A 26829-nucleotide genomic window follows, 5' to 3' on the forward strand; every position below is an offset into this window, starting at 1 on the left:
GCGCGGTCGCAGGGCGGGTAAAACCGTCAAGCCCGTCGCCGAAAGGTAGACGGGAATCCCCTTCCCGAGCTTGCGAAGGGAGGGGAGAACTTCAATTCGGCCGTACCGGAATGGCCGTCGTCCTGCGGGCAGTTCACGACGACCTCGGCGACACGGCCGCCGGCGCGGCCGCTGGCCGTGCGCTGGAACGCGTGCGGTCACGCTTCGACGGGACGCGCTGGGGCGAGCTGTTCGAGCTGATGGGCGGCAACGCGGGGATCGGTCTCGGCGCTCTGCCGGCCGGCGACGCCGAGCTAGCCGTCCTCGCCATGGAGCCGTATCTGCGCACGGCGGAGCAGACCCCAGCGGGCGTGCAGTGGGCGCACCGCGCGGGCACCGACTCCCGTCTGCACCACATCTCGCACGGAACGCTCGACATCGTCCTGGCTCTGGCCCGGGTCGGCCGGGCCACCGGCCGTGCGGACCTGGTCGAGCTGGCGCTGGCCGGTGCCGCGGACGTCGTGGCGCGTGACCAAGCGGGGCCGGAGGGCTTCCTGGTGCCGCACTCCACCCCGCAGTACCGCCCCGACGTGATCGAACCCTTCAGTTACGGCTGGTGTCACAGCCCGGCCGGTGATGCCCAGGTCTTCCGGCTGCTGCGGGACATCACGGCCGACCCGGTCTGGTCCGCCCTCGCCGACCGCTGCTGGCAGACCGTCACCGGATCCGGCCTGCCTCAGCGGCTGCGTCCTGGCTTCTGGGACAACAGCGGCCGCTGCTGCGGCACCGCGAGCGTTCTCGCCCTGGCCTGTGATCGAATCGCCGAACAGCACGACCGGTACGACTTCGCCCACGTCCTCGTCGCGGACCTCGCCGCCCGCGCGGTCCGGGACATCGACGGCGCCCGCTGGTCCAATGTCGAGCACCGGGCCACCCCGAGCGCCCTCGAACCGTGCACCGGCTGGGCCATGGGCAACGCGGGCATCGTGCGGGAACTCCTACGCTTCGTACGCCTGAGCCGCGGGGGCGATCCCAGGTACGCGTTCACCTGGCCGGACCAGCCTCCGGTGCCCGCTCGGTCCAGGCCGTTCCGTACCCAAGGCCCCACTTCAGAACCGGCGTCTAATCGGATGTGACCTCACAGCTTGGCGCCGAAGTCCTGCGTCCACCACGGGCCACCCGCACCCTTGTGAACGCCCACGCCGATGTCCTTGAAGGAGCAGTTGAGGATGTTCGCCCTGTGGCCGGGACTGTTCATCCAGGACTGCATGACGGCTGAGGCGGTCTGCTGGCCTTCGGCGATGTTCTCGCCATAGGTGGACCAGCGATAGCCGGCGGCTGTGATGCGCTGGCCGGGGTCGGCGCCGTCCGGGTTGGTGTGGTCGAAGAACTGACGTGCGGCCATGTCGTCGGAGTGGCTCTGGGCCGCCTTTTGCAGCTGCGGGTCCTCGGTGAGGGGACCACAGCCGACACCTGCTCGCTCCTTGTTCACGAGCGTAACCACTTGACCGACGACGTCCGTCTGGTCCGGCAGCGCCTGCGCCGTACTCGTCGGGGTCGCAGTCGGCCGGACGGTCCGGCGGTCGGTGGGGCCGCTCACGCTTCCGCGGCCCGCTGCCTTCGCGGCCCGCGACTTCCTCGGCTTCACCGGTGAGGGGGAGGGCGAGGCCGACGGTGACACGCCACCGGCACTGGGCGTGGAGAAGTCCGGCACGGGGACCGCCGCTCTTCGCTCCGCGCTCGCGCTGTCGCGGCCGGTACCGGAGTCCGTACCGAAGTACCACAGACCACCGCCGACGACGCAGGCCGCGACGACGGCCCCGCCGGCGGCCCGGCGCCGCATACGCCGGCGCCGACGGGACTCGCGGCGCGAGCCGGTTCCGCCCCGTAGACCACGTCGTGCCGCGCCCGGGCCCGATCCCGTGTCGCCCTCGATGGCGCCGAGCGGTGCGGCAGAACCTGCCGGCGCCACGCTCCCCGAAGAGGGGGACAGCATGGCGAGCAGCGCGGACGACACCGCGACCAGCGCCAGACCGGCCAGCAGTCCCTCCGCGGGCATCAGACCGCTCCACAGCCCGCTGCAGCGGGCGCAGCCGCGCGCGTGCCGGGCTATTCGTTTGCGCCACAGGGCCGAGGGCCTGCCGTCCCAGGACGCCAGGACGATGCACAGTTCCTCGCACCGTGGCCGTGCATCGAGGGCTCGTACGACCACGCGGGAGGCTTCGAGCTGCGCCTTCATCCGCTGCACCCGGACCGCCGCGTGCTGGGGTGACAGGTCCAATGCCGCAGCCACCTCGGCCCGGGTGAGCTCGCCGGCGCACTCCAGCCACCACAGGGACAACAGGCCCCGATCATCGGGCTCCAGCCAGCGCGTCGCCCGCGCCGTCTCCTGGCGCTGTCCGGCGAGCTGGAGTTGGACCACCGTCAGGTCGACGAAGTCAGCGCCCGGATCGGCCAGATCCGCGGCTTCCTCCATGGTGCCCGCGGCGGAGCGCCGGTTCTGCCAGTGCGCGCGGACCTGGTTCATCGCGATCGCCACGAGCCAGGAGCGAAAGCGCTCAGGAGTACGCAGTTCACCCAACCCGTCCAGGGCGCGCAACATGGTCTCCTGCACCACGTCGTCGACATCCACCGAGCCGTTCAGGGCCCGGCCCACAATGTTGTAGACCAGCGGGAGGTAGGCGTTGACCAGCGCGTCCTGAGCGTGGGTGTCGCCCTCTCGGGCGGCCGTGACCAGTATCGCCGTCTCCACCGCGTCCTGCGTACTCATCCAAATGTTCCCGTCATCGAGGCCGAACGATTGTGTCCGATACCTGGGAGATCACTCGACGCGCCCCGGATAACAGTTCTTCGGAGGTGAGTTTCAGTCGGCATGCCTGAAGCCGGCTCCCAGAGCCGGAGAGGATGTCGCTCGCGTGCGTTTCAGGTGCTTCCGCCCAACCTGCCCGCGTGGGTGACGCGCCCGTGATGGCGGCGTCGATGGGCGTCGGGCTCGCGGCGGAGCGCGACGAAAGCGGCGTCGTCGTCGAGGCGTCCGCGCGTGTACGCGAGCAGATCGCGCTGGATGTGGTGCAGCAGCGACTCCGGGCCGGCCTCGCTCCACTGGGCGGCCCGTGTCTCGAAGGGGTAGAAGTCGCCATCGGCGTCGCGGGCCTCGATGACGCCGTCCGTGTAGAGCAGGAGCGTGTCGCCGGGCTCGAAGGAGAGCACATCGATCCTGTACCCCTCCGGCCCGACTTCGCCGATCCCGAGCGGTGGCGCGGGGTGCAGGCTGGGCACGGTGAGGGTACTGCCGGGGCTGAGAACCAGGGGCGGTGGGTGCCCGCAGCAGACTATTCGGATGATGTGATCGTCGTCGGGGAGCTCCAGCAGCAAAGTGGTTGCGAACCGCTCACCGGTTTCCTCGGCAGGCTCGAAGTCGGCCAGGTAGCGGGTCACGCTCTGTTCCAGGGATGCGGCCAGATCAGGCAGGGAGGTGTGCCGGTGGGCTGCTTCACGGAAGGCCCCGAGCAGGAGGGCGGCCTCGCCGATGGCGGACAGCCCCTTGCCCCGCACATCGCCCATCATGATGCGCACGCCTCCGGTGATGCGGGTGGCCGCGTAGAGGTCACCGCCGATCTGCGCCTCGTCCTCGGCGGCCATGTACAGGCAGGCGATCCGCAGGGCGCCGATCCGCTCCGGCAGTGGCCACAGCAGCACGTGCTGCGCGGCCTCGGCGACCGACCGCACCTGGGCCAGTTGGCGTCTGTGCCGCTCACGCACCACGCAGAAGAACACGATCATGGCTGACAGCACTGCCAGGGCCAGGATCTGCACCAGCACGTTGCGCGAGAACAGCACGCCGAAGTGCCAGCCGATGTACGCCTGCGCTCCCACCGCCAGGAACCCGACCAGTCCGGTCAGCCAGGGGCCGGCGAACGAGGCGGTGATCGCAGGGGCGATGACCAGTAGCGGGCCGAGATGGACGTCGGCCGGGACCAATTGGTCCACCACTGTGATCACCACGATGAGCACGATCGGGATCACCAGCAGCGTGTGGCTCGACCGCCACAGCTGCCGCACACCAGCCCAGCCGTGCCCGGCTTCCACATTCTCCAGACTGCCACCGCCCAAGGCAGCTGACGACCGGCCAGTAGGCAGGGGTCACGCCGCGAGGCCTCGGCCGCGTCAGCATGCGAAGGAAATCGAACACGTGATTGAATTTAGCCATGAGTCCGATTCCCGACGACCTCGCGCACGCACAAGAGCAGTGGCACTCCACCTACCGGCAACTCGCCGCGCGCCCGCGGACCACGCTGCGGCGGCGGCTGATCCACCTCTCGGCAGAGGTGCTGTTCCACCCGCACTGGCGGGGACAGCGATCGGGGGCCTGGGCTGCGCTGCATGCCGTGGGGCGGGTGGGCGAAACTGACGGTGCCCGGTTTCATCACTCGCAGCAACGGTGAGGGCGCTACCCACATGAAGGCGGGAGGGGGCCGGTGCCGAGCCGGGGTTCGACTCGGCCTGAGCAAAGGGGGCTACGCGGTCGTAGGCAGTACCGTCAGACGCCCTCGCCCCGTGCCGAGCCGGACTCGTTGCCGGGCGCCGACGCGAGGTCGACGAACAGCGGCATTCTGCGCAGCGGCGGAGGTTCTCCCGGCAGGCCGAGCCGTTGCCAGGCCAGGCGGGCCGATATCTTCAGCACCCGACGCGCCCGCACGATGAGCAGGACGGCGAGAGGCAGCTCGACCAGGACGGCCGTGGCAACACTCCCCCACACATCCGCCCTTCCCCAGCTCAAGGAGACGTCGAACCAGGCATCGCATATCAGGAGCGTGGCTGCCACGTACGACCACGGGACCACGGCCTGCCGCCTCAGCCACACCGCCACTCCCGCACCGGCCAACGACACCAGCAGCATCACATCGAAGCCGACCCACACCACGGGCCAGTACCGAGCCTCGAAGCGATCCGGCAGTGACACCGCCAGATACACGGTCCACGGCACGAGCAGGAGCACGCATACGCCCAGCTGCCGTAGAACGCGTCGGTAGCGGCGGCGCAGCACCGAGCTGTCCAATGAGAAGGCGCCGGCCGACGTACCGGCGGGTGCGGTCGGGTCCCTTTGCTCGCTCATCCATTCCTCCGGGCGTCGCGATGACGTTGCCCCGGTCGGTAACCACCCCGTCGTCGTCCTCGTTCCTGCTCTCACGGTACGCGGCAAGAGCCGGGGCCGTCTGTGTGCCGCCCCTCACTCCTGCGGCGAGGAGCGTGGCTCGCAGCGCAGGTGGCGGCATGGTCTCCCGGTCTTGTCGGCAGGAGGACGACCGATGCGTTTCACCACGAGCTCCGTCTTCTCGCCCACCCGGTCCACCGCGCCTTCCGGAGCGGCCGGTGGCCTGCCGCCGAAACGGGATCTCGCCCTCGCCTGGATCCTGGTCACGCTGGCCGCGGTGCCCGCGTGGGTGCTGGCGGTCGCCCAGGCCCGGGCCATGGGGGTGGGGCCCGGCACCATGGGGACGACGCTGCCACTGTTCCTGCTGCTGTGGGTGACGATGATGGCGGCCATGATGCTGCCCTCCATGGCCCCGGTGGCCGTCACCTGGGTACGGGGTATCGGCCGACGATCCTCGGGTGGGGCCCGCGCCATACGCACGGCGGAGTTCGTGTGCGGTTACCTGCTGGTGTGGACCGCCGTCGGGGCGCCGGTGTACGTGGTCCTGGCCGGCACCGGCCGACTGAGCGCCGACCATCCCGCTGCCGGGCGCTGGATCGGCTTCGCCGTGTTCCTGATCGCGGGCCTGTATCAGCTGGGCCCGCTCAAACCCGATTCGTCATCGTCACCCAGGGGCCGATCGACGAGGCACTCACCTACAAGCGGCGGGTCGGAAATCAGATGACCTGGTACTCCACGGCGAACAGCCCGTTCGGCAGCGACGTGGGTGCCCCGCCCGGCGGGGGATTCGCCGTGAACGTCTTCCTGCGTGACGGCGACACCGTCTACAGGACCTGGCACACCAACGGCCGTGGCGTCGAGCAGCTCGGTCACACCTTCTCGCTCATCGACCTGTTGCCGTACGGACGACAGGAGGAATGGCAGGACTCGCCCGACGGGTGGCCACAGGATCCGACGTACAGCCGATGGAGCTCTTCCGAAGACATCGCGGCACTGTACGGCCCGGGACAGCACTCCTAGGCACCGGTTCTCACCTCTGTGTGGGGGTCCGGCCACCGCGCCGTGAGCTCTGCGGCGATCAACTAGCCTGGTTCTGCGGCTGGTTGTTCGTCTGCGGGGCTCGTTGGGCTGCCCGTTACCGGGGCTTGCGCCTCGTGCATTCACCGCCTTTGAGACGCCCTACCTGCCGCCAGGAGTTTCCGCGCGCCGCCGTGATGAGCGCGAGGCGGGTGAACGCCTAGGAGAAGATGCCGAGTTGCTCGCCCGTGGCGCCGGTCTCCTCGGCGAAAAGGGCCGACGTGGTCGGCGTAGGTGAGCATCTTGCCGGCCTGGAGGAGGCTGCCTGTACCGCCCGGTGGGCACCACGCCTCCCTGGTCAGCGCCTGGCGGGCGGCCCCCCTGCGGCAGGTCATGCGCTTCAAGCCGGGTCGCGGCCCGGAAGGGACGGACGGCGGTCCCCCGGCATGCGCCTCACGCCTTGGTCACCCGTTCGGCGGTAGCGCACACCGGGAAGGAAGCCGACGGCCAAGGCGTCGGGACAGGCATCGACGGAAGGCCGACGGGCGGCCCTCACCAGGCGGATCGGCCGGTGAGCGAAGGCACGACCGCCCGGACAGCAGGCGATCAGCGCCCGGTGCGCGACGCCGGCAGGCTGCGCACGGGCGCTTGTGTTGTCAGAGAATGGTCAATACTGAGGACCCCGGCCCGATTCCGGCGGGCCGGGGCCCCACATCATCTACTCTCCGCCGGACTAGCCCCAGTCCCCGCCGTAGTGCCGGACCACACGGAAGCTGGCGAGCACGCCGTGCCTGACGTGGACGCCATGGGTGGGGCACGGGCGCACCCCGTTCGCGGAGCTGTGAGGCCCGACGGTGGCGATGGGAGCGCCGTTGTCGCAGACCGCCCCGCGGAAGACCTCGACGGTCTTGTGCGTGTCGTTGCGGATGTTCAGCGTCGTGGCGCCCAGGCCGCTGACCACGGTGATGCAGTCGCCCGGGTGGGCGGAGTACGACCGCTCGTTGATCTCGATCCGGCCCCAGTCGCCTCCGGGGCCTCCGGGGCCTCCGCGGCCTCCGCGGCCCCCGCGACCCTCGTTGCCCTTGCCCGGGCCGGACATGCCGTCGAGCGGAGCCGGGGCAGCAACGGCCGGAGCCGACTGGGGCACCGGGGCGGAAGCCGCCGATGCGTAGGTGATGCCGGTCGCGGTCAGCGCTGCGGCGGCCGCGAGACCAGCGGTGACCATAGTGGAACGGGGGACCTTCATATCGCTTCTCCTGTCTGCTGTCTCAGAGATACCGACCCGTCAGCCGGTCGTGATCAAAACTACCTACAGCAGACATATCAGTCATATTGAATTACCGACATCAGGCCGCCGATCGGGGTATTTCTGGCGACACGCGCCGCCTCTCGGGGATGCCATTGAGTATCAAGTCCCTCATATGCAAAGGGGATTGATGCGACATTAGCCCTTTTGGCTGATCTCCTGATACCTGCTCACCTCGCACACCACAGCGTGTCGCCGCCCGAGGGAGGCCGAGTCGTGCTAAGGGACTCCGGCCGTGGATGCGACCAAGTCGATCACGGCAGGCGCGAAGGCCCTCGACACCCCGGTCGATCGACTTGACGCAACCACTCGGTTGCCATACTGTCGCAATCAAACGGTTACTATACCTGTGGAGGCACACATGGCATTCCCTGATCGAATCGAGCGCACCATCGAGATCGCACACCCGCCGGCCAAGGTGTGGGCGGCGCTCACCACGGCCGAGGGACTGAGCGCCTGGTTCGGCAACGAGGCCGGCATCGATCTGCGCCCGGGCGGTTCGGCCTGGATGAAGTGGGAGGGCGGCCACTCCGCCGACATGCGGGTGGAACGGGTGGAGGAGCCGACGGTGTTCGGCTTCACATGGCGCATGGCCGAACTGCCCGAAGACGATCCGCGCCGCACCTATGTGGAGTTCACGCTCGAACCGGTCGGCACCGGCACCCGGCTCACGGTGGTCGAGACCGGCTTCGCCCAGCTGCCGGACGAGGTCTACCGCAAGGAGTACGGCGGCCACACCGAGGGTTGGGCGCGCGAACTGGGCGAACTGGTCGACTACCTCGATGCCGCAGCCTGACATCGAGGCGACCGCCGAACAGGTCTTCGCCGCCCTGGCCGACCCGAGCCGGCGTGCCATCCTGGCCGCGCTGGCTTCCGGGGGGCCGGCGACGGCGACGGACCTGGCCGGCCGGCTGCCGATCACACGGCAGGCGATCGCCAAACACCTGGCGTTGCTGGCCGATGCCGGCCTGGTGACGGCCGAACCGGGTGAACGGCGCCGGGTGCGATACCGGCTGCGGTCGGCACCGATGCAGGTGGCGCAGCAGTTCCTGGCCGCGCTGGCGCGCGACTGGGACAGCCCGCTCGGCGCACTGAAAGATCACCTCGATGAGCAGGCGCGCGGAACACCATGACAGCGTCCGCCGCCTGACACACCGGAGGGAGAATCCGCGGTGAACGTGGAAATCCGGCACCCGGCCTCGTCGGCGTGGGTGCTTGGGGCGACGCTCGGGCTCGCCGCGGCATGCTGGGTGGCCGCGGTCCGGCTGATGCAGGGCATGGACATGGGGGTCGCGACCAGGCCCGGGTCGTTCGGGTTCTTCGCCGCGACGTGGACGACGATGATGGCGGCGATGATGCTGCCGGGCGCGGCCCCGGCGGTCGCCAGGCACATCCGCCTGGTGCGCGGGCTGCGGGACACGCCGCTGTTCGCCGGGGCCTACCTCGCCGTCTGGGCGCTCGCCGGTGTCGTGGCGTACGCGCTGGTCCGGCCGCACGGATCGGCGGCCGCCGGCGCAGTGGTGATCATCGCGGGTGCCTACGAGCTCACGCCGGTCAAGCGGTGGTTCCGGCGACGCTGCCACGAGGTTGCCGGTTCCGGACTGGGGTTCGGACTGTACTGCGCCGGCTCGAGCATCGGGCTGATGGCGATGCTGGTGGCGCTTGGCGTGATGAGCGTGTTGTGGATGTCGTCGGTCGCCGTGCTCTCCACCGCCCAGAAGCTGCTGCCCGAGAAGACCGCGATCGATGTTCCGCTCGCGCTGGCGATCGTCGGGCTCGGAGTCGTGATCGTCATCGCGCCCTCGCTGGTTCCGGGTCTCACGCCACCGGCGATGTAGCGACGACAGACAGGACAAGGCAGAACAAGGCAACAGCGAGGCACGACAAGGAGACAGGCAATGACCAGTCACAAGACGGGGACACGCGAGGAGTGGCTTGCCGCGAGGCTGGAGCTGCTCGAGGCGGAGAAGGAGCTGACCCGGCGCGGCGACGAGCTGGCCCGGCGACGGCAGGAGCTGCCCTGGGTCCGGGTGGACAAGGACTACCGATTCGAGACCGACGAGGGAACGGCGTCGCTCGCCGACCTGTTCCGGGGACGCTCACAGCTGCTCGTCTACCACTTCATGTTCGGTCCCGACTACACCGCCGGATGCCCGTCCTGCTCGGCGATCGCCGACGGCTTCAACGACTCCGCGGTCCATCTCGCCCACCACGACGTCATGTTCTGGGCGATCTCGCGAGCCCCGCTCGCCAAACTCCACGCCTACCGGGATCGGATGGGCTGGACCTTCCCGTGGGCGTCCTCCCACGGCAGTGACTTCAACTTCGACTTCGGGGTGGCGCACACCAAGGAGGAATGGGAAGCGGGTCTCGTCGCGTACAACTTCGGTGAGGAGGACATGCGGCCGGCGACGGACGAGGAGCAGAGTTCCCGCGACGCCTTCACCCAGTCGATCGTCGGCACGGACTGGGAGACCTACCGGCGAGAAGGCCCCGGCGTGAGCGCGTTCGCGCTACAGGACGGCGCCGTGTACCACACCTACTCGGCGTACTCGCGCGGGCTGGACGCCCTGTGGGGGATGTACCAGTGGCTCGACCGCGCGCCCCTCGGCCGTAACGAGGACGGCTTCTGGTGGCGCCGACACGACGAGTACGACAACCAGTGAGCGACCACCGGAGGATCACGAGGGCGGCCTGCACCGGAGCGTGGCGCTACGGCGATTCGGTCAGGCCGCTGCGGTGGGCGAAGACGACGAGTTGAGCGCGGTCACGGGCGCCGACCTTGGCCATGGCGCGGTTGACGTGGGTCTTGACCGTCGCGGGGCTGAGCACGAGCTGGGCGGCGATCTCGTCGTTGGACAGCCCGGTCGCCACCAGCGCGGTGATCTGCCGTTCGCGGTCGGTGAGCGCCTCCAGACCCCGGCGGGCCGCCTCGTCCAGGGGACCCGGGGCGGCCGGGGTGGCGAGGAAGCGGCTGATGAGGGTTCTGGTCGCGGCGGGAGCAGCAGTGCGTCGCCGCGGCTGACCGTGCGGATGGCCTGCAGCAGTTCCTCCGCGTCGGCGCCCTTGCCCAGGAAGCCGCTGGCGCCGGCACGAAGCGCCTCTAAGACGTACTCGTCGATCTCGAAGGTGGTCAGGATCAGCACCTTCACCCCGGCGAGGTCCTCGTCCCCGGTGATCAGGCGGGTCGGCACGAGGCCGTCCAGGACGGGCATACGGATGTCCATCAGCACCAGGTCGGCCTGGGCGGCTCTGGCCAGCCGCACCGCCTCGCCCAGTGCCTTGAAACCGGTGCGCACCACGGGCTGGTCGTCGGCGATGACTACGCGGATGGCCACGGGGCGGGCTCCGGAGCGAGGTCGAGGGGCTGGCAGGGCAGGTCGGCGGTCACCTGGAAGGTACCGTCCGGACGCGCGCCCGCGGCGAAACGGCCGCCGAGGGCGAGGACCCGCTCGCGCATGCCGACGATGCCGTGCCGGTCGCCCGGCGGGCGCCCGCTGCCGGGGGCGTGCGTGTTGGTCCCGGTGCTCCCGCCCGAGAGGTCGTCGACCGTGATGCGCAGTTCATGGGGGTCGTAGCTCAGTGTCAGGCGTGCCTGCCGCCGGCTGGAGTGCTTGTAGACGTTGGTCAGCGACTCCTGGATCACGCGGTACGCGGTGAGGTCGGCCGCGGGGGCCAGGGGAACGACCCTGCCGTCGGCCCGGCAGTCGATGTCCAGGCCGGAAGCGCGCAGCGAGCAGTTCGTCGAGACCGTCGAGGCCGGGCGCGGGGATCGCGGTGGGGGCGACGGGGTCTCCGGGCTGCCGGAGCAGGCTGACGGTGTCGCGCAGTTCCCCGAGCGCCTTGCGGCTGGCGGACTTCACATGGGCGATGGCCTCTCGGGCCCCCGCGACATCGCGGTCGAGGGCCTGCCCGGCGACGTTGGACTGCACGCTGATCAGCGCGAGCTGGTGTCCCACGCAGTCGTGCAGGTCGCGGGCGATGCGCAGCCGTTCCTCGGCGATCCGGCGCCGGGTGTCCTGCTCGCGTTCGGCTTCGGCGCGTTCGGCGCGCTGCTCGACCTCGGCGAGGTAGGCGCGGCGGTTGCGGGAGGAGTCGCCGGCGGCGATCGCCAGACCGCCGAGCGCGATGAACGCCAGGTTCTGCGGGCCGAGCAGCGCCGGCCTGTGCACCGCGCGGACGAGGGCGAGTGCGGCCACCGACGAGGCGCCGAGGACCAGGCCGCGTCGGCGTTCGACCAGGTCGGCGACCGTGTAGAGGGCCGTCAACGGTGCGAGCAGGATCAGTACCCCGCCGGTGCCCCCGCTCACGGCGAGGAACACCTCCGCCGCCGTGGCGCTGACCGCCAGGGTCGCCGGCGGGCGACGGCGCCGTCCGGCCAGCACCCCGCAGGCGAGCGCGGCGGCGGCGAGCGCCACGGTGCTGTTGTGGCCGGCGGCACCGGTGTGTCCGGCGAACGTGGTCAGCACGGTGGCGGCGAAAACGGCCGCGGCGATCGTCGCGTCCGCCAGATGCGCATGGGGCGAGCGGCGCGACGCAGGTGGCCGAACATGTCCATCCCCCAACGATGCTGATCGGCAACCTCGCCCGCTGGCTGCCGTTCAACGCCGGCCAGGCCCTCGGCGCCGGAGCCAGAGCCAGAGCCATGACGAGTCAAGACCTGCTGCCACGCTGGGGTGGGGGCACCGTACTCGCCGTGTACACGCTCGTCTTCGCCGCGCTCGCCGTCACCACCTCCATGCGACGCGACGTGTCCTGACACCGCACCGCTCACCTGCCGCTCGGCCGGAGCGGGGAGAGAACGCCCGGCGCCAAGGCGGTGGTCCCGCCGTCGGCCTCTGCCGGCTCGCTGAACCGCGTCAGCGACAGCGCACGGGCCGACGGCCGCCGGCCCAATGGCGAGTCGCCGCCCACGACTTGGCATGCTGAGCGCGGCACACCGGAAGGGTGCCGAGCCCGACGGCTCGACAGGCACGGATCCGACCCACGTGGCGGCCGTGCCCCGCACCTGCTCGGCCGGAAAGGACTGAGGACTCTTGACGGCATACACCCTGCGCCCGATCGGGCGCGTCGAATCACCGTTGACCGATCGGACGGCCGCTCCCCGACAGCCCGATGAGGGTGCCCCCGACGCCTGGCTCGTCTTCGACGACCGGTACGCCCCGGCCCTGGACGGGCTGACCCCGGGCACCGACGTCCTGCTGCTCACCTGGCTCGACCGCGCCGACCGCGACACGCTCACCGTCCGCCCGCGCGGCGACACCACCCGCCCGCTCACCGGCGTCTTCGCCACCCGAGCCCCCGACCGCCCCAACCCGATCGGCCTGCACACCGTCCACATCCTCGCCATCGCGGGAACGCGCGTCCACGTCCGCAACCTCGAAGCCCTCGACTCGACACCGATCCTGGACGTCAAGCCCCTTCTGACTCCGGGCCGTTGACGGCTCGATGGCAGACGTCCTGATCGACAGGTCCACAGGCGGGACCGCACCGCGACTCGCGCCGCAGCTCATCCGCCTTTGTGGAACAGCCCTTCTGGGCCGGGCGGGCCTACCTGTAGAAGACGGCCACGCCCCCGTGGTGCGAGCAGGCGCCCTGGTGGTGGGCCGCGTACGAGTAAGTGCCGTCGTTGCAGAGCGCGGTGGCCCCGTTCCCGGCACTGCTGGAGCCGCCCGAGGAGCTTGAGCTCGCGCCTCCGGACGATCCGCCCGACGAGCCGCCGCTGCTCCCCGAACCCGCCACTGCCGCGTGCGCGGTGACGGTCACCTTCACCTTGACCGTCTTCGTCGCCGTCACCGTCGGCGCAGGCTCCGGCTTCGCCGTCTCCGTGGCCGTGGCGGTCGCGGTGACCGTGGCGGTCGGTCGTACCTTGTCGGCCGCCGGCTTCGCGTCGCCGCCCTTGTCCTGGTCGCCGGCGCCGGCACCGATGCCGAGGAAGAAGGCGAGACCGATCGTCGGCAGCACGTACCGCTTCCGCGCCCACCTGGGGGCCGTTCTGACGGGCGGCTGCGGCGGCATGGTGTACGGGTTGGCCATGTGTCCTTCCAAGATGTGTTGGGAGCATAACCGTAACGCCAGTTGTGCAGCTCGTGTGAAGATCCTGTGTAACAGTCACCTATTCGTGACGTCTTCGGAATCCGCGATGGGCGCCTTGCGGCAGCGCCGGCCCGGTCAGCTGCCGCCCACTCCAGACGTCCAGGCCAGGGCCGACCGGTCGGCCGCGAGATAGACGATCCAGACGACCAATCAGACGAGTCCGCCGAGAGCGGTCACCAGTGGTGACGGGGTACGGGTCGGTGAGGACCGGACTGCCGCTCAGGGGCGGCGCCCGGTGCGGTACCCCTCGGCCTGCACGGACTCCTCGGCGACGCGTACGCCGTAGCGGTACGCGAGCTTGCCGCCGAGGTAGCCGGAGACGCCGAGCGCGGCGAGCGAGACGGCGGAGAGCGCCAACTGCCCGTATCCGACGCACTGCCCTTCCGGATATCCGCCGCTCTGCCGCCAGGCGAAACCGGCCGCGTACGCGGCGGTCACGGCCAGGTTCAGCCCCATGTGCACCAGGCCCGTACGGAAGGTCGGCGTCCCCGTGGGAATCGCGAACAGGTCCAGGAAGCCCACGCAGGCCGCCGCCAGCGCACCCAGCGCACCGACGGCTATGAGCCAGGCCGAGCCATGGGTCAGAAAGGCCGGCCGGTGGACGATCCGCGAGGCGATGTCGAAGACCAGGCTGCACACCCAGGCCCCGATCGGCACGGTGACCAGGATCGGATGGAACGGATGCCCGTACGGCCCTGCCAGCGCGCCGCTGACCGGCTGCTTCGCCTGCCGCAGGCCCTCCAGATCACTGTTCACCGTCATACGGAACCTCGCCCCTGAGCCGGCCGTCGAGCTGTTTCACCAATGATCGTTGGTCTTATTCAGGCCACGGGTCAAGGCCCCGTCGGCATGCAGAGGCCGTGCGACCGACGCGTCAGGCTCAACGCTTCGGCATTCCTTGCCCGTACGCGGTCCGCATCCGGTCCGCCGTGTACGGCGGTCTCGGCTCGGCACCGGTCGTCGGGCGCCCCAGCCAGGCGAGGAAGGCAAGGACGAACAGGCCTTCGACGACCAGGGACACGGGGCCGTACGGCGCCTCCCACCCGGGTTCGTAGTAGCCGGCCGGCAGGCCGACGGTGCGGGACAGCAGAAAGCCGACGATCATGCCGAGGCTGACGAGGGTCCCGGTCAGCCAGGCGACCATGGGGCGGGCCAAGGCCACCAGCCCCGCCGCCACGATGAGCATGACGACACCGCCGACCACGAACAGAACGCCGATGTAGAACTTCTCCTCAAGGTGATCAGGAACGAGGACGGCGTGCAGCACCACGTTGCCGACGGCGCAGCACACTCCCAGTCCCCTGAGGGCGACTTCGGTGGCGAAGGCGGAGTTCATGGCGACTCCAGTTGTTCTCCGGGGCCACCGTCATGGCCTCCTATGTCGTCATACGCAAACGACCTTGGATGAGATTGCCCCGCCCAAGCAGCACACGCGCCTCACCGCTGGAGCCCCGGCAGGCCGGTGACCTGGGAGCGTACGACGTCCCACGCGGCGGTCGGCAGCTCTCCGAAGGCCGTCGCACGCAGCGCGTGCAGGGCCTCCTCGGTGCCGGTGACGCACGAGGCGCTGCCGCTGAGCACGTCGTAGCCGTCGCGTGCGGCGACCCGCAGCCGGTTCCCATCGTCGTCCGCGTGCACCGCCGAGGCGACGACGAGGGGCGGCGGTCCACCCGCCTCGCCGGCGAGTTTCCGATACGCACAGGCGATCGGTTCACGCCAGCGCAGGCTGAGCAGGACGGGGCGCTTGGCCACCAGTTCGGCCAGGTCCGTCTCATGGACGCCGTCGGACTCCAGCACCGTCGCCCGGGCGTCCAGGACGATGGCCGCGGGCAGAAGACAGCGCAGTGCGCTGCCCACCAGGTTGCCGCCGACCGTCGCCGCCCGCCGCACGGCCCCCGTGCCCACCGCGGCGGCCGCCAGGCGCAGCACGTCCGGCACCCGGTCGTCGATCCGGTGCAGGACCACAGCGCTTCCCACTGACTCCCGCTCCAGCACGTTGGCCTCCGGCACATCCCGCAGGGACATCGCCAGTTCGGGGAAGCCGTCCCGCTGCCAGGTGGCCCACACGAGCGTGGCCCCGCCGATCGGCACGGCCCCCTCGGCCAGGCACTCCTGCGCTTCGGACACCGACGTGGGGAGACGCAGCAACACAGCGACCGGCCTGCCTTCCTCAGGAGTGGACCGAAGGCGGTGGGTGATGCTGTGGCCGACCGCCCTCGCCAAGGCAGTCTTCTCGACCGGGCGGGGGCGCGTACAGGGCTCACACGAGCACGCCGCGCACTCTCGCCCGTGCCTCGCCGATCCGGCCGCCGGGCATGTTTTTGGACCCCTGCACCGGTGACCTTGTGGACCTGTCCATCCACTCCGTGGCGAGGGCAGCGTGGGCGGTATGCGCACACCTTCCGCTTCGTTCGCCCAGCTCGTCCCCGGCATGGCCGGGATGGCGCTGGTGGGCAGCAGCGTGACCGTCTCCCGCACGCTCGTCGACGCCCCGCTGTTCACCACCCAGGCGGTCCGGTACGCGGCCGCGACCGTGATCCTCCTGGTCATGGCGCGGCTCGCCGGTGCCCGGCTGGTGTGGCCACGGGGACGGGAGTGGCTGTGGCTGGCCGGGATCGCGGTCTCCGGCCTGGTGCTGTTCAACGTGGCCGTGGTCCGGGGCGTCGGCCATGCGGAGCCCGCGGTGATCGCTGTCGCGGTCGCGTGCGTACCGGTGGTTCTCGGGGTGGTGGGCCCGGTGCTGGAGCGGCGCAGGCCGAGCCGGCAGGTGCTCTGGGCGGCGCCTGTCGTCATGGCGGGCGCGGTGCTGGTGGAGGGCACGGGCCGCACCGATGCCGTCGGGGTGGCCTGGGCGGCGCTGGCCCTGGGGTGCGAGGCCGCGTTCACGCTGCTCGCGGTGCCGGTGCTGCGGCGGCACTCGCCGTGGGGAGTGTCCGTGCACGCGATGTGGCTGGCCGGTGTGCTGCTGGCCGTGCTGGGCGCGGCGACGGAAGGGCCGTCCGCCGTACGGGAGTTGTCCGGGGCCCAGTGGGCGGCGGCCGGTTATCTGGCGTTGATGGTGACGGCGGTCGCGTTTGTGTTGTGGTACTCCACGGTCCGCGCCGTAGGAGCCGGGCGAGCGGGGTTGCTCACCGGCATCGCGCCGCTCGCCGCGGCGGTCGTCGGCGCCGTCTCGGGCGGCGGCGCGCCGGGGCCGTCGGTGTGGCTGGGCATCGCCGTGCTGATCCTCGGCCTGGTCGGTGGCCTGCGTCCCCGCACCGTTCCCGGCGGAGAGGCCGCGGATCTGGATCCGCCGGCACCGGCGGACCCTTCGACTGCCTCGGCACGCTCCAGGTGACGACCCCCGCGCGTTACCGGAATCCCTCCGCCAGCAAGTCGGTCGTAAGTAGGCTGATATGCATGAAGGCACTTTTGTTGTCTGGTGGCTCGGGTACCCGTTTGCGCCCCATAACCCATACTTCGGCGAAGCAACTTGTACCGGTCGCGAACAAACCGGTGCTGTTCTATGGCCTGGAGGCGATCGCCGAGGCGGGCATCACCCAGGTCGGGATCGTCGTCGGGGACACCGCCGAGGAGATCCGGGAGGCGGTCGGCGACGGCTCCGCGTTCGGCCTCGACGTCACCTACATCCCGCAGGCGGCCCCGCTGGGTCTGGCCCATGCGGTGCTGATCGCCCGCGAGTTCCTGGGCGACGACGACTTCGTGATGTACCTCGGCGACAACTTCGTCGTCGGAGGCATCACGGATCTGGTGGACGCCTTCCGCGGCGAACGGCCGGCGGCGCAGATCCTGTTGACGAAGGTGCCGGACCCGACCGCGTTCGGGGTGGCCGAGCTGGACGCGGCGGGCCAGGTGATCGGCCTGGAGGAGAAACCCAGGCACCCCAAGAGCGAGCTGGCCCTGGTGGGCGTGTACCTGTTCTCCCCGGCGGTCCATGAGGCCGTACGCTCCATCCAGCCGTCCGGGCGCGGCGAGTTGGAGATCACGGACGCGATCCAGTGGCTGATCGACGCCGGACGTGATGTGCGGTCCACGATCATCTCCGGGTACTGGAAGGACACCGGGAACGTCACGGACATGCTCGAGGTCAACCGCTCGGTGCTGGAGACCCTGGAGCCCCGGATCGACGGCACGGTCGACGACGACAGCGAGATCATCGGCCGGGTGCGGATCGAGCCCGGGGCGAAGGTCACCGGCAGCCGGATCGTGGGCCCGGTGGTCGTCGGCGCGAACACCGTGATCTCCGACTCGTACGTCGGCCCCTTCACCTCGATAGCCGGCGACTGCCGGATCGACGACAGCGAGATCGAGTACTCGATCGTGCTGCGCGACTCCTCGGTGAGCGGGGTCCGGCGGGTGGAGGCCTCCCTCATCGGACGCAACGTCGAGGTGACTCCCGCGCCCCGCAAGCCCGCCGCCCACCGTTTCGTCCTCGGCGACCACAGCAAGGTGCAGATCGCGTCGTGACCGCCAGGATCTTGGTGACCGGCGGCGCCGGGTTCAGTGACGCCGCCATGGAACCACGATCAGGTAACGCACGGCTTTTCCGGCTCAGCTCCACCAGAGGAAGGGTTCAGCCCGGTGAACTTCAGGATCCAGCCGACCGCCCAGGTCGACGAGACGGCCACGATCGGTGACGGGACGACGGTCTGGGACCTGGCCCAGATACGGGAGGACGCCCGGCTGGGCAGCGGGTGCATCGTGGGCCGGGGGGCGTACGTCGGCCCGGGGGTGCGGATCGGCGACCACGTGAAGCTCCAGAACTACGCGCTGGTCTACGAACCCGCGGAGCTCGGCGACGGGGTGTTCGTCGGCCCGGCGGCGGTGCTGACCAACGACTACTTCCCCCGGTCGGTCGACCCGCGAGGCCGGCTCAAGCGCGGTGGCGACTGGGAGCCCGTGGCGGTCCTGGTGGGCGAGGGCGCGTCCCTGGGGGCCCGCTCGGTGTGCGTGGCGCCGGTGCGCGTCGGCCGTTGGGCGCTGGTCGCCGCGGGTGCCGTGGTGACCCGGGACGTGCCGGACTTCGCGCTCGTGGCGGGCGTTCCGGCGCGCCGCATCGGCTGGGTCGGCCGGGCCGGCGTGCGCCTCGTCGAGCGGGAAGGCGAGCCGGGCGGCTGGGAGTGCCCCGAGACGGGGGCGCTGTACGACGAGAAGGACGGCGAACTCGTCGAACGCGCGTGACTTCCGATTCTCCCAAAACACCAATCCTTGAACACGTGCAGGCATAACATGTGTGCGAACTGTGCAGACCGGGCACAGTTACCGCACAAACCAGTGCCCAGGGGGGTTACCGGGGTGGGGACACCTGTGTCCGAAGCGGGGAGTGACGGCCGCTTCGTCGCCTGACGTCTGACGTTCCGACGTCTTCCTTCCGCCGCGTGGCAGTCCGCGACGCGGCGCTCACAAGCCTGCGCAAAAAGAGGACCCACAGGGGGGTTGGTGTGTCCAGAAGATGATCATCACACGTCTGGCGGCGCTCGGCCGTGAGGAGCCGCCGCTGCTCGCGCTCGCCCGCCGGCTGCTCGCGGTCGCCGAGTCGGGGCTGCCGTCGATGCTGCTGCCCGGCGGTGAGGCCTTCGCCTTCACCATGGCCGGGCGGAAGGCACCGGATGGTGCCTGGACCCTGGAGCGGCGCGGGACCAGTACCCGGTACGCGGCCATCACCGCGCTGGGGGCCCGGTTCCTCCCCGAGGACCGCCAGCGCGCGGTGCTCGGCGGCCGCACTGCCCAGGAGTTCACGGGCCTGCTGGTCGAGTCGTTGCCCGCGGTGACCAACCTCGGTGACGCGGCGCTCATCTCCTGGGCCGCCGCCGAGACCGGGCACCCCAAACTGTCCGACGCCCTCGCGCGGGTCGAAGCCCTGGACGAGGAGGGCCGGCCACAGTACACCGTGCAGGCCGCGTGGGTGCTGTCCGCTCTCGCGGCGGCTCGTGCCACGGCCGATGTGGAGAAGCACTTCACCGCGGCCCGCGACCGCCTGCTCCGCGCCCGGATCGGCGACAGCCCGCTGTTCCCGCACGCCACCGGACCCGGCCTGGTGCCCTGGTACCGGGCGCACGTGAGCTGCTTCGCCGACCAGACGTACCCGCTCCAGGCCCTGGCCCGCGCGCACGCCAGCGACGACGCGGGGGGCGATCCGGAGGCGCTGGCCGCGGCCGAGGCCTGCGCGGCGCGCATCTGCGCACTGCAGGGCGACGGCGGGCAGTGGTGGTGGCACTACGACGCGCGCACCGGCGGGGTCGTGGAGGGCTACCCGGTCTACAGCGTCCACCAGCACGCGATGGCGCCGACCGCCCTGTTCGACCTCACCGACGCCGGCGGCACCGACTTCGGCGCGTCGGTCCGCAAGGGCCTGCGCTGGATGACGGACGTGCCCGAGCTGGCCGAACGCCCCGAGCACCGGGAGCCGTTGATCCTCGACGACCTCGGCGCGACCTGGCGCAAGGTCTACCGCGGCGACCCGAAGAAGGCCGTACGCGCCGCCCGGGGACTGGGCACCCGAGTCGCCCCGAGCCTTCGGCTGCGGTCCCTGGACCGGATGTACCGGCCGCTCTCCGTGGACCGCGAATGCCGGCCGTACGAATTCGGCTGGATGCTCCACGCCTGGCAGGGGGGCCGCATATGAGCGAGCGTCAGTCCCTCTTCGGCGTCGAGCTGGACCCGCTGACCATGGACGAGACCGTCCAGCGCTGCCTGGACGCGGTCCGGGACGGCAGGCAGCTGGAGATCGGGGTCGTCAACGCCGCGAAGCTGGTGAACATGCGGCGGGATGCCCGGCTCGCCCGGGCCGTGGCCGGCTGCGATCTCGTCCTGGCCGACGGACAGGCCGTGGTCTGGGCAGGCCGGGTGCTGCGCGCACCGCTGCCGGAACGGGTGGCCGGTATCGACCTCTTCCTGCGGCTGCTGGCAGAGGCGGAGGCGGCGGGCATGTCGGTGTACTTCCTCGGCGCCAGACAGGACGTGCTGGAGCGGATGCTGCGCCGGGTGGCCGACCGCTTCCCCCGGCTGAAGGTGGCCGGCAGCCGGAACGGCTACTTCGACGACTCCCAGCAGGAGGCGATAGCTGACGCGATCGCCCGTAGCGGCGCCCAGATGCTGTTCCTCGGCATGACCTCGCCGAAGAAGGAGATCTTCACCGCCGCCTACGGCGCACGCACCGGCGCCCGCGTCGTACACGGGGTCGGCGGTTCCTTCGACATCCTGGCCGAGGTCACCAAGCGGGCCCCCGCCTCCTGGCAGCGGTGGGGCCTGGAGTGGCTCTACCGCGCCGTGCAGGAGCCGCGCCGCCTGGGCTGGCGCTATCTCACCACCAATGCAGCCTTCGTCCTCATGACGGCGCGCGAGTTCATCCGGCTCGGCCCGTCGCCCGCTTCCGCGAACAGGAGTCACTGATGCGCGTCGTCGTGGTCGGACAGGGATACGTCGGCCTGCCACTGGCCATCCGCGCCGCCGAGGTCGGACACGAGGTGATCGGCTACGACGTCGACTCCCGGCGGGTCAAGAGCCTGTCGGCCGGTGAGTCCTTCGTCGAGGACGTCTCCTCCGAGCGGATCCGCGCGGCACTGGACAGCGGCGCCTACCGCGCGAGCGAATCGGCCCGCGACTGCGGCGGTTTCGACGTCGCCGTCGTGACCGTGCCGACCCCGCTGCACGAGGGCATGCCCGATCTGCGCTACATCAAGGAGTCCGCGCTCACCCTCGCCCGCTACCTGCGCCCCGGGGCCACCGTCGTCCTGGAGTCGACCACCTACCCCGGCACCACCCAGGAGCTGTTCGCCCCGATCCTGGAGGACGGCTCGGGCCTCACCGCCGGCACCGACTTCCACCTCGGCTACAGCCCCGAGCGGATCGATCCCGGAAACGCCGTCTGGGGTTTCCAGGAGACCCCGAAAGTCGTGTCGGGCGTCGACGCCGCGTCGCTCAAGGCCGTTCAGGACTTCTACGCGCAGCTCGTCGACACCACCGTGCCGGTGGGCTCGCCCAAGGAGGCCGAACTCGCCAAGCTGCTGGAGAACACCTTCCGCCATGTGAACATCGCGCTGGTCAACGAGATCGCGATGTTCGCCCATCACCTGGACATCGACGTCTGGCAGGCCATCGACGCCGCCTCCACCAAGCCCTTCGGCTTCATGCGGTTCACGCCCGGACCGGGCGTCGGCGGCCACTGCCTGCCGATCGACCCCTCCTACCTGTCCTGGCGGGTCCAGCGCGAACTCGGGCAGAGCTTCCGTTTCGTGGAACTGGCCAACGACATCAACAACCACATGCCCGAGTACGTGGCGCGCCGTATCAGCGACCTGTTCAACCAAAGACGCCGTTCCGTGAACGGCTCGCGCATCCTGCTGCTGGGCCTGGCGTACAAGAAGAACACCGGCGACGCCCGCGAATCGCCCGCCCTGCGCATATCCCAACTGCTGCTCGACATGGGGGCCCAGGTCAAGGCGGCGGATCCGCACGTCGTCGAGGGCCTGCCGGTGGACACCCGGCTGGTCCGGGTCGAACCGACCCCGGAGGAGCTGGCGGCCGCCGACGTGGTGGTGCTGCTCGCCGACCATGACAGCTTCGACTACGAACTCGTCGCCGAGCACGCCCCCTTCGTCCTCGACTGCCGTCGACGGCTGCCCTCCGGACCCACGATCGAGGTGCTCTGAAGCCATGCCGCGCATCGTCTGCGTCGCGGGGGCGCGACCCAACTACATGAAGATCAAGCCGGTGATGGACGCCCTGGAACGCCGCGGCGCCGAGGTGGTCCTCGTGCACACCGGTCAGCACTACGACCCGGCCATGAACGACGTGTTCTTCTCCGACCTCGGCATCCGACCGCCCGACCGCTTCCTCGGGGTCGGCTCCGGCACCCACGCCGAGCAGACCGGCCGCGTGATGACCGCGTTCGAGCCCCTGCTCGGCGAGCTGTCCCCGGACATCGTGGTCGTGGTCGGCGATATCAACTCCACCCTGGCCTGCGCCCTCGTCACGGCCAAGGCCGGACCGCTGCTGGCCCATGTCGAGGCCGGTCTGCGCAGCCGCGACTGGAGCATGCCGGAGGAGGTCAACCGCGTCGCCACCGACCGCGTCAGCGACTACCTGCTGGCCCCCTCCCCCGACGCCGTGGAGAACCTGCGCGCGGAAGGGTACCGGGAGGACCAGATCCACCTCGTCGGCAATGTCATGATCGACACGCTGCTGGCCAACCTGGAACGGGCCAGGTCCTCGGACGTCCTCGACCGATACGGCCTGGCCAGGGGCGAGTACGGCCTGGTCACCCTGCACCGGCCCGCCAACGTGGACGACCCCGAGGTGCTCGCCGCGCTCCTGAAAGCTCTGGGCGAGATCGCCGGCCGCTGCCCGCTCGTCCTGCCCGTGCACCCCCGCGCGGCCGGACGGCTGACCGAGATCGGCGTGCCCGGAGGCATCCGGCTCGTGCCGCCCGCCGGATACCTGGACTTCATCGCCCTGCAGGACTCCGCCCGGCTCGTGCTGACCGACTCCGGCGGCGTACAGGAGGAGACCACCGCGCTGGGCGTGCCGTGCGTGACCCTGCGGGACAACACCGAGCGGCCGATCACCGTGGAGCAGGGCACCAACGTGCTCGCGGGCCGGGATCCGGCACGCGTCGTGACCACCGTCAACCGGGTGCTGGACGATCCGCCCGCGCCGCGCCGGCCCGAACTGTGGGACGGTCACGCGAGCGACCGGATCGCCGGCGTGCTGCTGGAGGGAGGCAGCGCGAGCACGCGGCCGCGACCGACCGCCCAAACGCTCCTCATATGATCCGCTTGCAACATATGCTCGTCGAACGTCGGGTCGCTAGGGGGGACCACCATGGATCTCGCTGAGATCTTCCGGGTCATGGGCAGGCGCTGGTACGTCCTGCTGCCCGGACTGCTGCTGACCGCCGGACTGATCGTCGGTGTGGCCCTGATGGTTCCGGTGACCTACCAGTCGCAGAGCACGGTGGTGCTGCTGAACTCCCAGAAGGCCACCGTGGCCTACGACGGCAACCCCTTCCTCAGCACCCAGACCTCGCTGACCGGGATGGCCGACAGCCTGGCCCGCAACCTAAACTCCGACGACTCCCTCCGGGATCTCAAGTCCCGTGGTGCCACCGGCGCGTTCGCGGCCAAGCTCGCCGACAACGCACAGGGGCCGCTCCTCTGGCTGACCGTCACCGGCACCGACAAGGCCGCCGTCCTGGCCTCGGACAAGATCCTGACCGCGTATGCCAAGGAGCGGCTGGACCTGTTCCAGAAACAGCAGTCGGTCGCCCCGAAGGCGATGATCCGGATGACGACCATCGTGCCCCCGCAGGACCCGGTGGCGCAGACCAAGACCCGGATCGAGTACCTGGTCATGGTCGGATGCCTGGGCCTGGTGCTGAGCCTGGTCGCCGTCTTCTACGTGGAGGCGCGCAAGAGGTCGCACAAGCCCGAGCCCGAGCAGGAGACGACCGTCCCCGTCCCCTCGGCCGAGGACCCGGCCGTGGACGAGACGCTCGCCATCCGGCGGCCGCCGAGTTGGTCGCGGTCCGCCGCGGACGGTCCAGGCACCGCAGAGCCCACAGCGCCACGTCCCGCCATGGCCGTGGCGTCCGCCGCAGAGCCGCTCGACGAGGAGTCGACTCATGGACACCGCCCGCGCACCGGAGAGCGAGACCGGTGAGACGAGCGACGCCCCCGCTCCTGCCGCTCCCGCACCCCCCGCTGCCAACTCCCTGGACCGCAAGGTCCGTTCGGCGGCCCGGTGGAGCCTGATCAACACCGTCGTCCTGCGCCTGGGCAATTTCGCCACCGGCATCGTGCTGGCGCGCTTCGCCCTGGGCCCCGCGGCGTGGGGCGTGTACGGCATCGCCCAGACCGTGCTGCTGGTCCTGCTGTCCGCGAACGAGTTGGGCGTGGGCCTGGCCATCGTGCGCTGGGAGGGGGACCCGCGGCGGTTCGCGCCGACCGTCCTGACCCTCAGCACCCTCTCCAGCGGCCTGCTGTACGTGGCGCTGTTCGCGGCGGCACCGACGGTGGCCGGCGTGCTCGGCTCACCGTACGCCACGGGCGTCCTGCGGGTGATGTGCCTGTGCGTGGTGATCGACGGGGTGGCACAGGTGCCCGGCGGCTTCCTCACCCGTGAGTTCGCCCAGGGCAGGCGGATGATCATCGACGGGCTCAACTTCGTGCTCGGCACCTCGGTGACGCTGCTGCTGGCCTTCGCGGGCTGGGGTGCGATGAGCTTCGCCTGGGGAGCCGTGGTGGGCAACCTCGTGACGCTGATCGGCTGCCGGCTGGCGGCACCGGGCACCCTGAGATACGGCTGGGACCCCGAGCAGGCCCGGGCGCTGCTGAGGTTCGGGCTGCCACTGGCAGGGGCGAGTCTGCTGGCCCTGGCGGTGGTCAACGTCGACACCATGGTGGTGGGCGCGACGCTGGGCAATGTGTCTCTGGGCTTCTACGTGCTCGCCTTCAACATTTCCGGCTGGCCCGTCAGGATCATCTCCGAGGCCGCCCGCCGGGTCTCCTTCGCCGGATTCTCCCGCCTGGCCGACTCGCCGCAGGCGCTCGCGCAGGGCTTCAGCCGTGCCCTGGGCGTGGTGATCACCGGCACCGTCCCGCTGTGCGTGCTGCTGGCCGGCCTCGCGGAGCCGGTCATCCACCTGATCTACGGAAGCCAGTGGACCCCCGCCGCCGCGGCACTGCCCTGGCTGATGGCCCTCGGCCTGATCCGCATCGGCAGTGAACTCGCCTACGACTGCCTGGTCGCGATCGGACAGCGCCGTTCGCTCTTCCTGGTGCAGGGCCTGTGGCTGGTGGCCCTGATCCCGGTGCTCCTGGTCGCCGCCCGTGCGAACGGCATCGTCGGAGTGTCACAGGGTCACGTCCTGGTCGCCGGCGGCATGGTGGTGCCCGTGTTCCTGATCGCCCTGCGCCGTGGCGGCATCGGCGTCGGCCGGATCGCCAGGGCCTGCGCCTGGCCTTTCCTCGGCGGCGCCGTGATGGCGGCCATCATCCTGGGCCTGGAGCGTCCGTTCGGCGACGGCCGGCTCGCGCTCCTCGCCCTCGGCACGATCGCCCTGGCCGGCTACACGGTGTGCGTGCTGCCCAGCCGGGACTTCCTGCGCGGCGTCGGCCGCGGCGACCGGCCCCACCGCGGCCGGCACCGATCGTCCGCAGCGGTTCCGTCCGCCCAACAGGACGTGAGGTGAACCGGATGTCACGACGTATCGGCCTCGGCTCCCTCGCGGGGCCGCTGATCGCTGCCTTACTCGCGGTCGTCGGGGTGGCCTGCTCGGGCACGGACCGGAACGCCGGTCCCTCACCGTCCGCGACGGGGAATCCAACCGCGGGAGGGAAACCCGCCACGTCAGAGAAGCCCACCGCGTCGGGGAAACCCGCCACGACGGGGAAGCCCACCGCGACGGCCGGCGCGGGCGGTGCGTCCGCGCATCCCGCGGCCGGGCCCGCGTGCGCCTCCCCGAGCGCCTGCGGCTTCCCCGACGCCCGTAGCACCGGCCCCCGCACCGCCCTCAAGCCCCACAAGACCGGCTACCTGGCCGTCCGCACCAACGGGCTCGTCATCCGGGGCTGGGACATCACCGGCTCGCTCGACATCTACGCCGACGACGTCACCGTCATCGACACCAAGATCACCTCGGACAACTGGTGGGGCATCAACCTGCGGCCCGGCTACCACGGCCTGCGGGTCCTGCACTCCACCATCACCGCCGTGCCCGGCAAGGGGCCCGACAACGGGGGCGTGGACTACGCGGTGTCGAACATGGGGGCCAGTTCCATCGAGGTCGGCTGGTGCGACGTCTCGGTGTTCGGCGACGCCCTGTCCATGGGGCAGGGCGATCTGCACGACAACTACGTGCACGACATCGTCCCGTTCGTCAACCAGGGCGGCGAGTGGCAGCACACCAACGCCGTCATCAGCGGCGGCGGCAACACCGGCCGGCTGACCATCCGCCACAACACCCTGTTGAACCCGACCAGCCTCAAGCAGGGGGCCTCGGGAAGCATCGGCCTGTTCGCGGACACCGGGGTGGTCCGCAATGTCACCGTCGACCACAACTGGATCGCCGGCGGCGCGTACGCCCTCTACGGCGGTGACAAGGGCGCCACCGGGATCGAGGTCACCGACAACGTCTTCTCGACGCAGTACCACCCCGCCTCCGGCGGGTACGGCGTGGTCGCGCACTGGAACGCGGGGGGCGCCGGAAACGTGTGGCGGAACAACCGGATGTCCGACGGCCGCCCCATCGAGCCGGAGCCGTCGTCGTGAGCGGCGG

The 26829-nt window shown here is 70.6% G+C and carries 29 protein-coding genes and 2 pseudogenes; 20 read left to right on the top strand and 11 right to left on the bottom strand.

Going from position 1 to position 26829, the window contains the following annotated elements:
- Window positions 1–1115 (top strand): lanthionine synthetase LanC family protein (locus tag ACIBJF_RS26195; RefSeq protein WP_399177178.1); only part of this gene is annotated, 1115 nt, incomplete at its 5' end.
- A gap of 2 nt (window positions 1116–1117) precedes the next feature.
- Here the strand turns inward: ACIBJF_RS26195 and ACIBJF_RS26200 are convergent.
- Together ACIBJF_RS26200 and ACIBJF_RS26205 are read right to left on the bottom strand one after the other, a co-directional pair.
- Complete coding sequence (locus ACIBJF_RS26200) at window positions 1118–2749, bottom strand: sigma-70 family RNA polymerase sigma factor (RefSeq protein ID WP_399177180.1); 1632 nt, start codon at window positions 2747–2749, stop codon at window positions 1118–1120.
- A gap of 152 nt (window positions 2750–2901) precedes the next feature.
- Complete coding sequence (locus ACIBJF_RS26205) at window positions 2902–4068, bottom strand: PP2C family protein-serine/threonine phosphatase (protein WP_399177182.1); 1167 nt, start codon at window positions 4066–4068, stop codon at window positions 2902–2904.
- A gap of 119 nt (window positions 4069–4187) precedes the next feature.
- Between ACIBJF_RS26205 and ACIBJF_RS26210 the strand changes: the two genes are divergently transcribed.
- A complete protein-coding gene (locus ACIBJF_RS26210; protein WP_399177184.1) occupies window positions 4188–4424 on the top strand; it encodes a hypothetical protein in 237 nt (78 codons plus the stop codon).
- 95 nt (window positions 4425–4519) lie between these two features.
- Here ACIBJF_RS26210 and ACIBJF_RS26215 read toward each other — a convergent pair whose 3' ends face one another.
- Window positions 4520–5095, bottom strand: coding sequence for a hypothetical protein (locus ACIBJF_RS26215; protein WP_399177186.1), 576 nt, complete (start codon window positions 5093–5095; stop codon window positions 4520–4522).
- Window positions 5096–5540: 445 nt separating this feature from the next.
- On the opposite strand from ACIBJF_RS26215, the gene ACIBJF_RS26220 reads away from it, so the two are divergent.
- A complete protein-coding gene (locus tag ACIBJF_RS26220; protein ID WP_399177350.1) occupies window positions 5541–5858 on the top strand; it encodes a DUF2182 domain-containing protein in 318 nt (105 codons plus the stop codon).
- A pseudogene (locus ACIBJF_RS26225) lies at window positions 5786–6154 on the top strand (DUF899 family protein); the annotation flags it as partial. The gene ACIBJF_RS26220 and the pseudogene ACIBJF_RS26225, both read left to right, overlap by 73 nt.
- A 730-nt stretch (window positions 6155–6884) precedes the next feature.
- On the opposite strand, the gene ACIBJF_RS26230 reads toward ACIBJF_RS26225, so the two are convergent.
- A complete protein-coding gene (locus ACIBJF_RS26230) occupies window positions 6885–7397 on the bottom strand; it encodes a hypothetical protein (RefSeq protein WP_399177188.1) in 513 nt (170 codons plus the stop codon).
- A gap of 421 nt (window positions 7398–7818) precedes the next feature.
- On the opposite strand from ACIBJF_RS26230, the gene ACIBJF_RS26235 reads away from it, so the two are divergent.
- Genes ACIBJF_RS26235 through ACIBJF_RS26250 form a run of 4 tightly spaced genes read left to right on the top strand, consistent with a single transcriptional unit; the run spans window position 7819 to window position 10123 of the window.
- On the top strand, window positions 7819–8253 hold the full coding sequence (locus ACIBJF_RS26235) for an SRPBCC domain-containing protein (RefSeq protein ID WP_356308435.1): 435 nt from the start codon (window positions 7819–7821) through the stop codon (window positions 8251–8253).
- Window positions 8240–8590 (top strand): ArsR/SmtB family transcription factor, encoded by a 351-nt coding sequence (locus ACIBJF_RS26240; protein ID WP_399177191.1) that lies wholly within the window; start codon window positions 8240–8242, stop codon window positions 8588–8590. The genes ACIBJF_RS26235 and ACIBJF_RS26240 overlap by 14 nt, the downstream gene beginning before the upstream one ends.
- A 39-nt stretch (window positions 8591–8629) precedes the next feature.
- Entirely contained in the window at window positions 8630–9295 is a 666-nt protein-coding gene (locus ACIBJF_RS26245; RefSeq protein WP_399177193.1) for a DUF2182 domain-containing protein, read from the top strand.
- A 60-nt stretch (window positions 9296–9355) separates the two neighbouring features.
- Window positions 9356–10123 (top strand): DUF899 domain-containing protein, encoded by a 768-nt coding sequence (locus tag ACIBJF_RS26250; protein WP_399177195.1) that lies wholly within the window; start codon window positions 9356–9358, stop codon window positions 10121–10123.
- 46 nt (window positions 10124–10169) lie between these two features.
- Here the strand turns inward: ACIBJF_RS26250 and ACIBJF_RS26255 are convergent.
- The 3 genes and pseudogenes from ACIBJF_RS26255 to ACIBJF_RS26265 form a co-directional block, all read right to left on the bottom strand.
- A pseudogene (locus ACIBJF_RS26255) lies at window positions 10170–10795 on the bottom strand (LuxR C-terminal-related transcriptional regulator).
- Window positions 10780–11103 (bottom strand): sensor histidine kinase, encoded by a 324-nt coding sequence (locus ACIBJF_RS26260; protein WP_399177197.1) that lies wholly within the window; start codon window positions 11101–11103, stop codon window positions 10780–10782. The pseudogene ACIBJF_RS26255 and the gene ACIBJF_RS26260 overlap by 16 nt, the downstream one beginning before the upstream one ends.
- A complete protein-coding gene (locus ACIBJF_RS26265; protein ID WP_399177199.1) occupies window positions 11021–11926 on the bottom strand; it encodes a sensor histidine kinase in 906 nt (301 codons plus the stop codon). The genes ACIBJF_RS26260 and ACIBJF_RS26265 overlap by 83 nt, the downstream gene beginning before the upstream one ends.
- A gap of 98 nt (window positions 11927–12024) precedes the next feature.
- Here ACIBJF_RS26265 and ACIBJF_RS26270 point away from each other — a divergent pair, with 98 nt between their 5' ends.
- Window positions 12025–12216: a hypothetical protein gene (locus tag ACIBJF_RS26270; RefSeq protein WP_399177201.1), complete on the top strand. Its 192-nt coding sequence runs from the start codon at window positions 12025–12027 to the stop codon at window positions 12214–12216.
- A 277-nt stretch (window positions 12217–12493) separates the two neighbouring features.
- Complete coding sequence (gene tsaA, locus ACIBJF_RS26275; RefSeq protein WP_399177203.1) at window positions 12494–12898, top strand: tRNA (N6-threonylcarbamoyladenosine(37)-N6)-methyltransferase TrmO; 405 nt, start codon at window positions 12494–12496, stop codon at window positions 12896–12898.
- Window positions 12899–13007: 109 nt separating this feature from the next.
- Here the strand turns inward: tsaA and ACIBJF_RS26280 are convergent, their stop codons facing one another.
- The 4 genes from ACIBJF_RS26280 to ACIBJF_RS26295 all read right to left on the bottom strand — a co-directional run bounded on the left by ACIBJF_RS26280 (window position 13008) and on the right by ACIBJF_RS26295 (window position 15704).
- Entirely contained in the window at window positions 13008–13493 is a 486-nt protein-coding gene (locus ACIBJF_RS26280) for a DUF3761 domain-containing protein (RefSeq protein ID WP_399177205.1), read from the bottom strand.
- Between the two features lie 279 nt (window positions 13494–13772).
- A complete protein-coding gene (locus ACIBJF_RS26285) occupies window positions 13773–14315 on the bottom strand; it encodes a DUF2231 domain-containing protein (protein ID WP_399177207.1) in 543 nt (180 codons plus the stop codon).
- A gap of 118 nt (window positions 14316–14433) precedes the next feature.
- Window positions 14434–14889, bottom strand: coding sequence for a hypothetical protein (locus tag ACIBJF_RS26290; protein WP_399177209.1), 456 nt, complete (start codon window positions 14887–14889; stop codon window positions 14434–14436).
- Between the two features lie 101 nt (window positions 14890–14990).
- On the bottom strand, window positions 14991–15704 hold the full coding sequence (locus ACIBJF_RS26295) for an FAD binding domain-containing protein (RefSeq protein ID WP_399177211.1): 714 nt from the start codon (window positions 15702–15704) through the stop codon (window positions 14991–14993).
- Window positions 15705–15942: 238 nt separating this feature from the next.
- On the opposite strand from ACIBJF_RS26295, the gene ACIBJF_RS26300 reads away from it, so the two are divergent.
- The 10 genes from ACIBJF_RS26300 to ACIBJF_RS26345 all read left to right on the top strand — a co-directional run bounded on the left by ACIBJF_RS26300 (window position 15943) and on the right by ACIBJF_RS26345 (window position 26822).
- Window positions 15943–16890 carry a DMT family transporter gene (locus tag ACIBJF_RS26300; RefSeq protein ID WP_399177213.1) on the top strand — a complete coding sequence of 316 codons (948 nt, stop codon included), beginning with the start codon at window positions 15943–15945 and terminating at the stop codon, window positions 16888–16890.
- 62 nt (window positions 16891–16952) lie between these two features.
- Window positions 16953–18020 (top strand): glucose-1-phosphate thymidylyltransferase, encoded by a 1068-nt coding sequence (locus ACIBJF_RS26305; protein WP_399177215.1) that lies wholly within the window; start codon window positions 16953–16955, stop codon window positions 18018–18020.
- Between the two features lie 114 nt (window positions 18021–18134).
- The gene (locus ACIBJF_RS26310; protein WP_399177217.1) at window positions 18135–18734 is read left to right on the top strand and encodes an acyltransferase; all 600 of its coding nucleotides are present in this window, start codon (window positions 18135–18137) and stop codon (window positions 18732–18734) included.
- Between the two features lie 271 nt (window positions 18735–19005).
- Window positions 19006–20178: a hypothetical protein gene (locus tag ACIBJF_RS26315; RefSeq protein WP_399177219.1), complete on the top strand. Its 1173-nt coding sequence runs from the start codon at window positions 19006–19008 to the stop codon at window positions 20176–20178.
- Window positions 20175–20945: a WecB/TagA/CpsF family glycosyltransferase gene (locus tag ACIBJF_RS26320; protein ID WP_399177221.1), complete on the top strand. Its 771-nt coding sequence runs from the start codon at window positions 20175–20177 to the stop codon at window positions 20943–20945. The genes ACIBJF_RS26315 and ACIBJF_RS26320 overlap by 4 nt, the downstream gene beginning before the upstream one ends.
- Window positions 20945–22204 carry a nucleotide sugar dehydrogenase gene (locus ACIBJF_RS26325; protein WP_399177223.1) on the top strand — a complete coding sequence of 420 codons (1260 nt, stop codon included), beginning with the start codon at window positions 20945–20947 and terminating at the stop codon, window positions 22202–22204. Before ACIBJF_RS26320 ends, ACIBJF_RS26325 begins: the two co-directional genes overlap by 1 nt.
- 4 nt (window positions 22205–22208) lie before the next feature.
- Entirely contained in the window at window positions 22209–23324 is a 1116-nt protein-coding gene (gene wecB / locus ACIBJF_RS26330) for a non-hydrolyzing UDP-N-acetylglucosamine 2-epimerase (RefSeq protein ID WP_399177224.1), read from the top strand.
- 51 nt (window positions 23325–23375) lie between these two features.
- The gene (locus ACIBJF_RS26335; RefSeq protein ID WP_399177226.1) at window positions 23376–24212 is read left to right on the top strand and encodes a chain length determinant protein; all 837 of its coding nucleotides are present in this window, start codon (window positions 23376–23378) and stop codon (window positions 24210–24212) included.
- Window positions 24175–25743, top strand: a complete 1569-nt coding sequence (locus ACIBJF_RS26340; RefSeq protein WP_399177229.1) for an oligosaccharide flippase family protein — start codon at window positions 24175–24177, stop codon at window positions 25741–25743. Before ACIBJF_RS26335 ends, ACIBJF_RS26340 begins: the two co-directional genes overlap by 38 nt.
- A gap of 5 nt (window positions 25744–25748) precedes the next feature.
- Window positions 25749–26822 carry a hypothetical protein gene (locus ACIBJF_RS26345; protein ID WP_399177231.1) on the top strand — a complete coding sequence of 358 codons (1074 nt, stop codon included), beginning with the start codon at window positions 25749–25751 and terminating at the stop codon, window positions 26820–26822.
- Window positions 26823–26829 lie beyond the last annotated feature (7 nt).

Origin of the sequence: Streptomyces sp. NPDC050743 (genome assembly GCF_044456925.1) — a bacterium.
Taxonomy (GTDB): Bacteria; Actinomycetota; Actinomycetes; order Streptomycetales; family Streptomycetaceae; genus Streptomyces.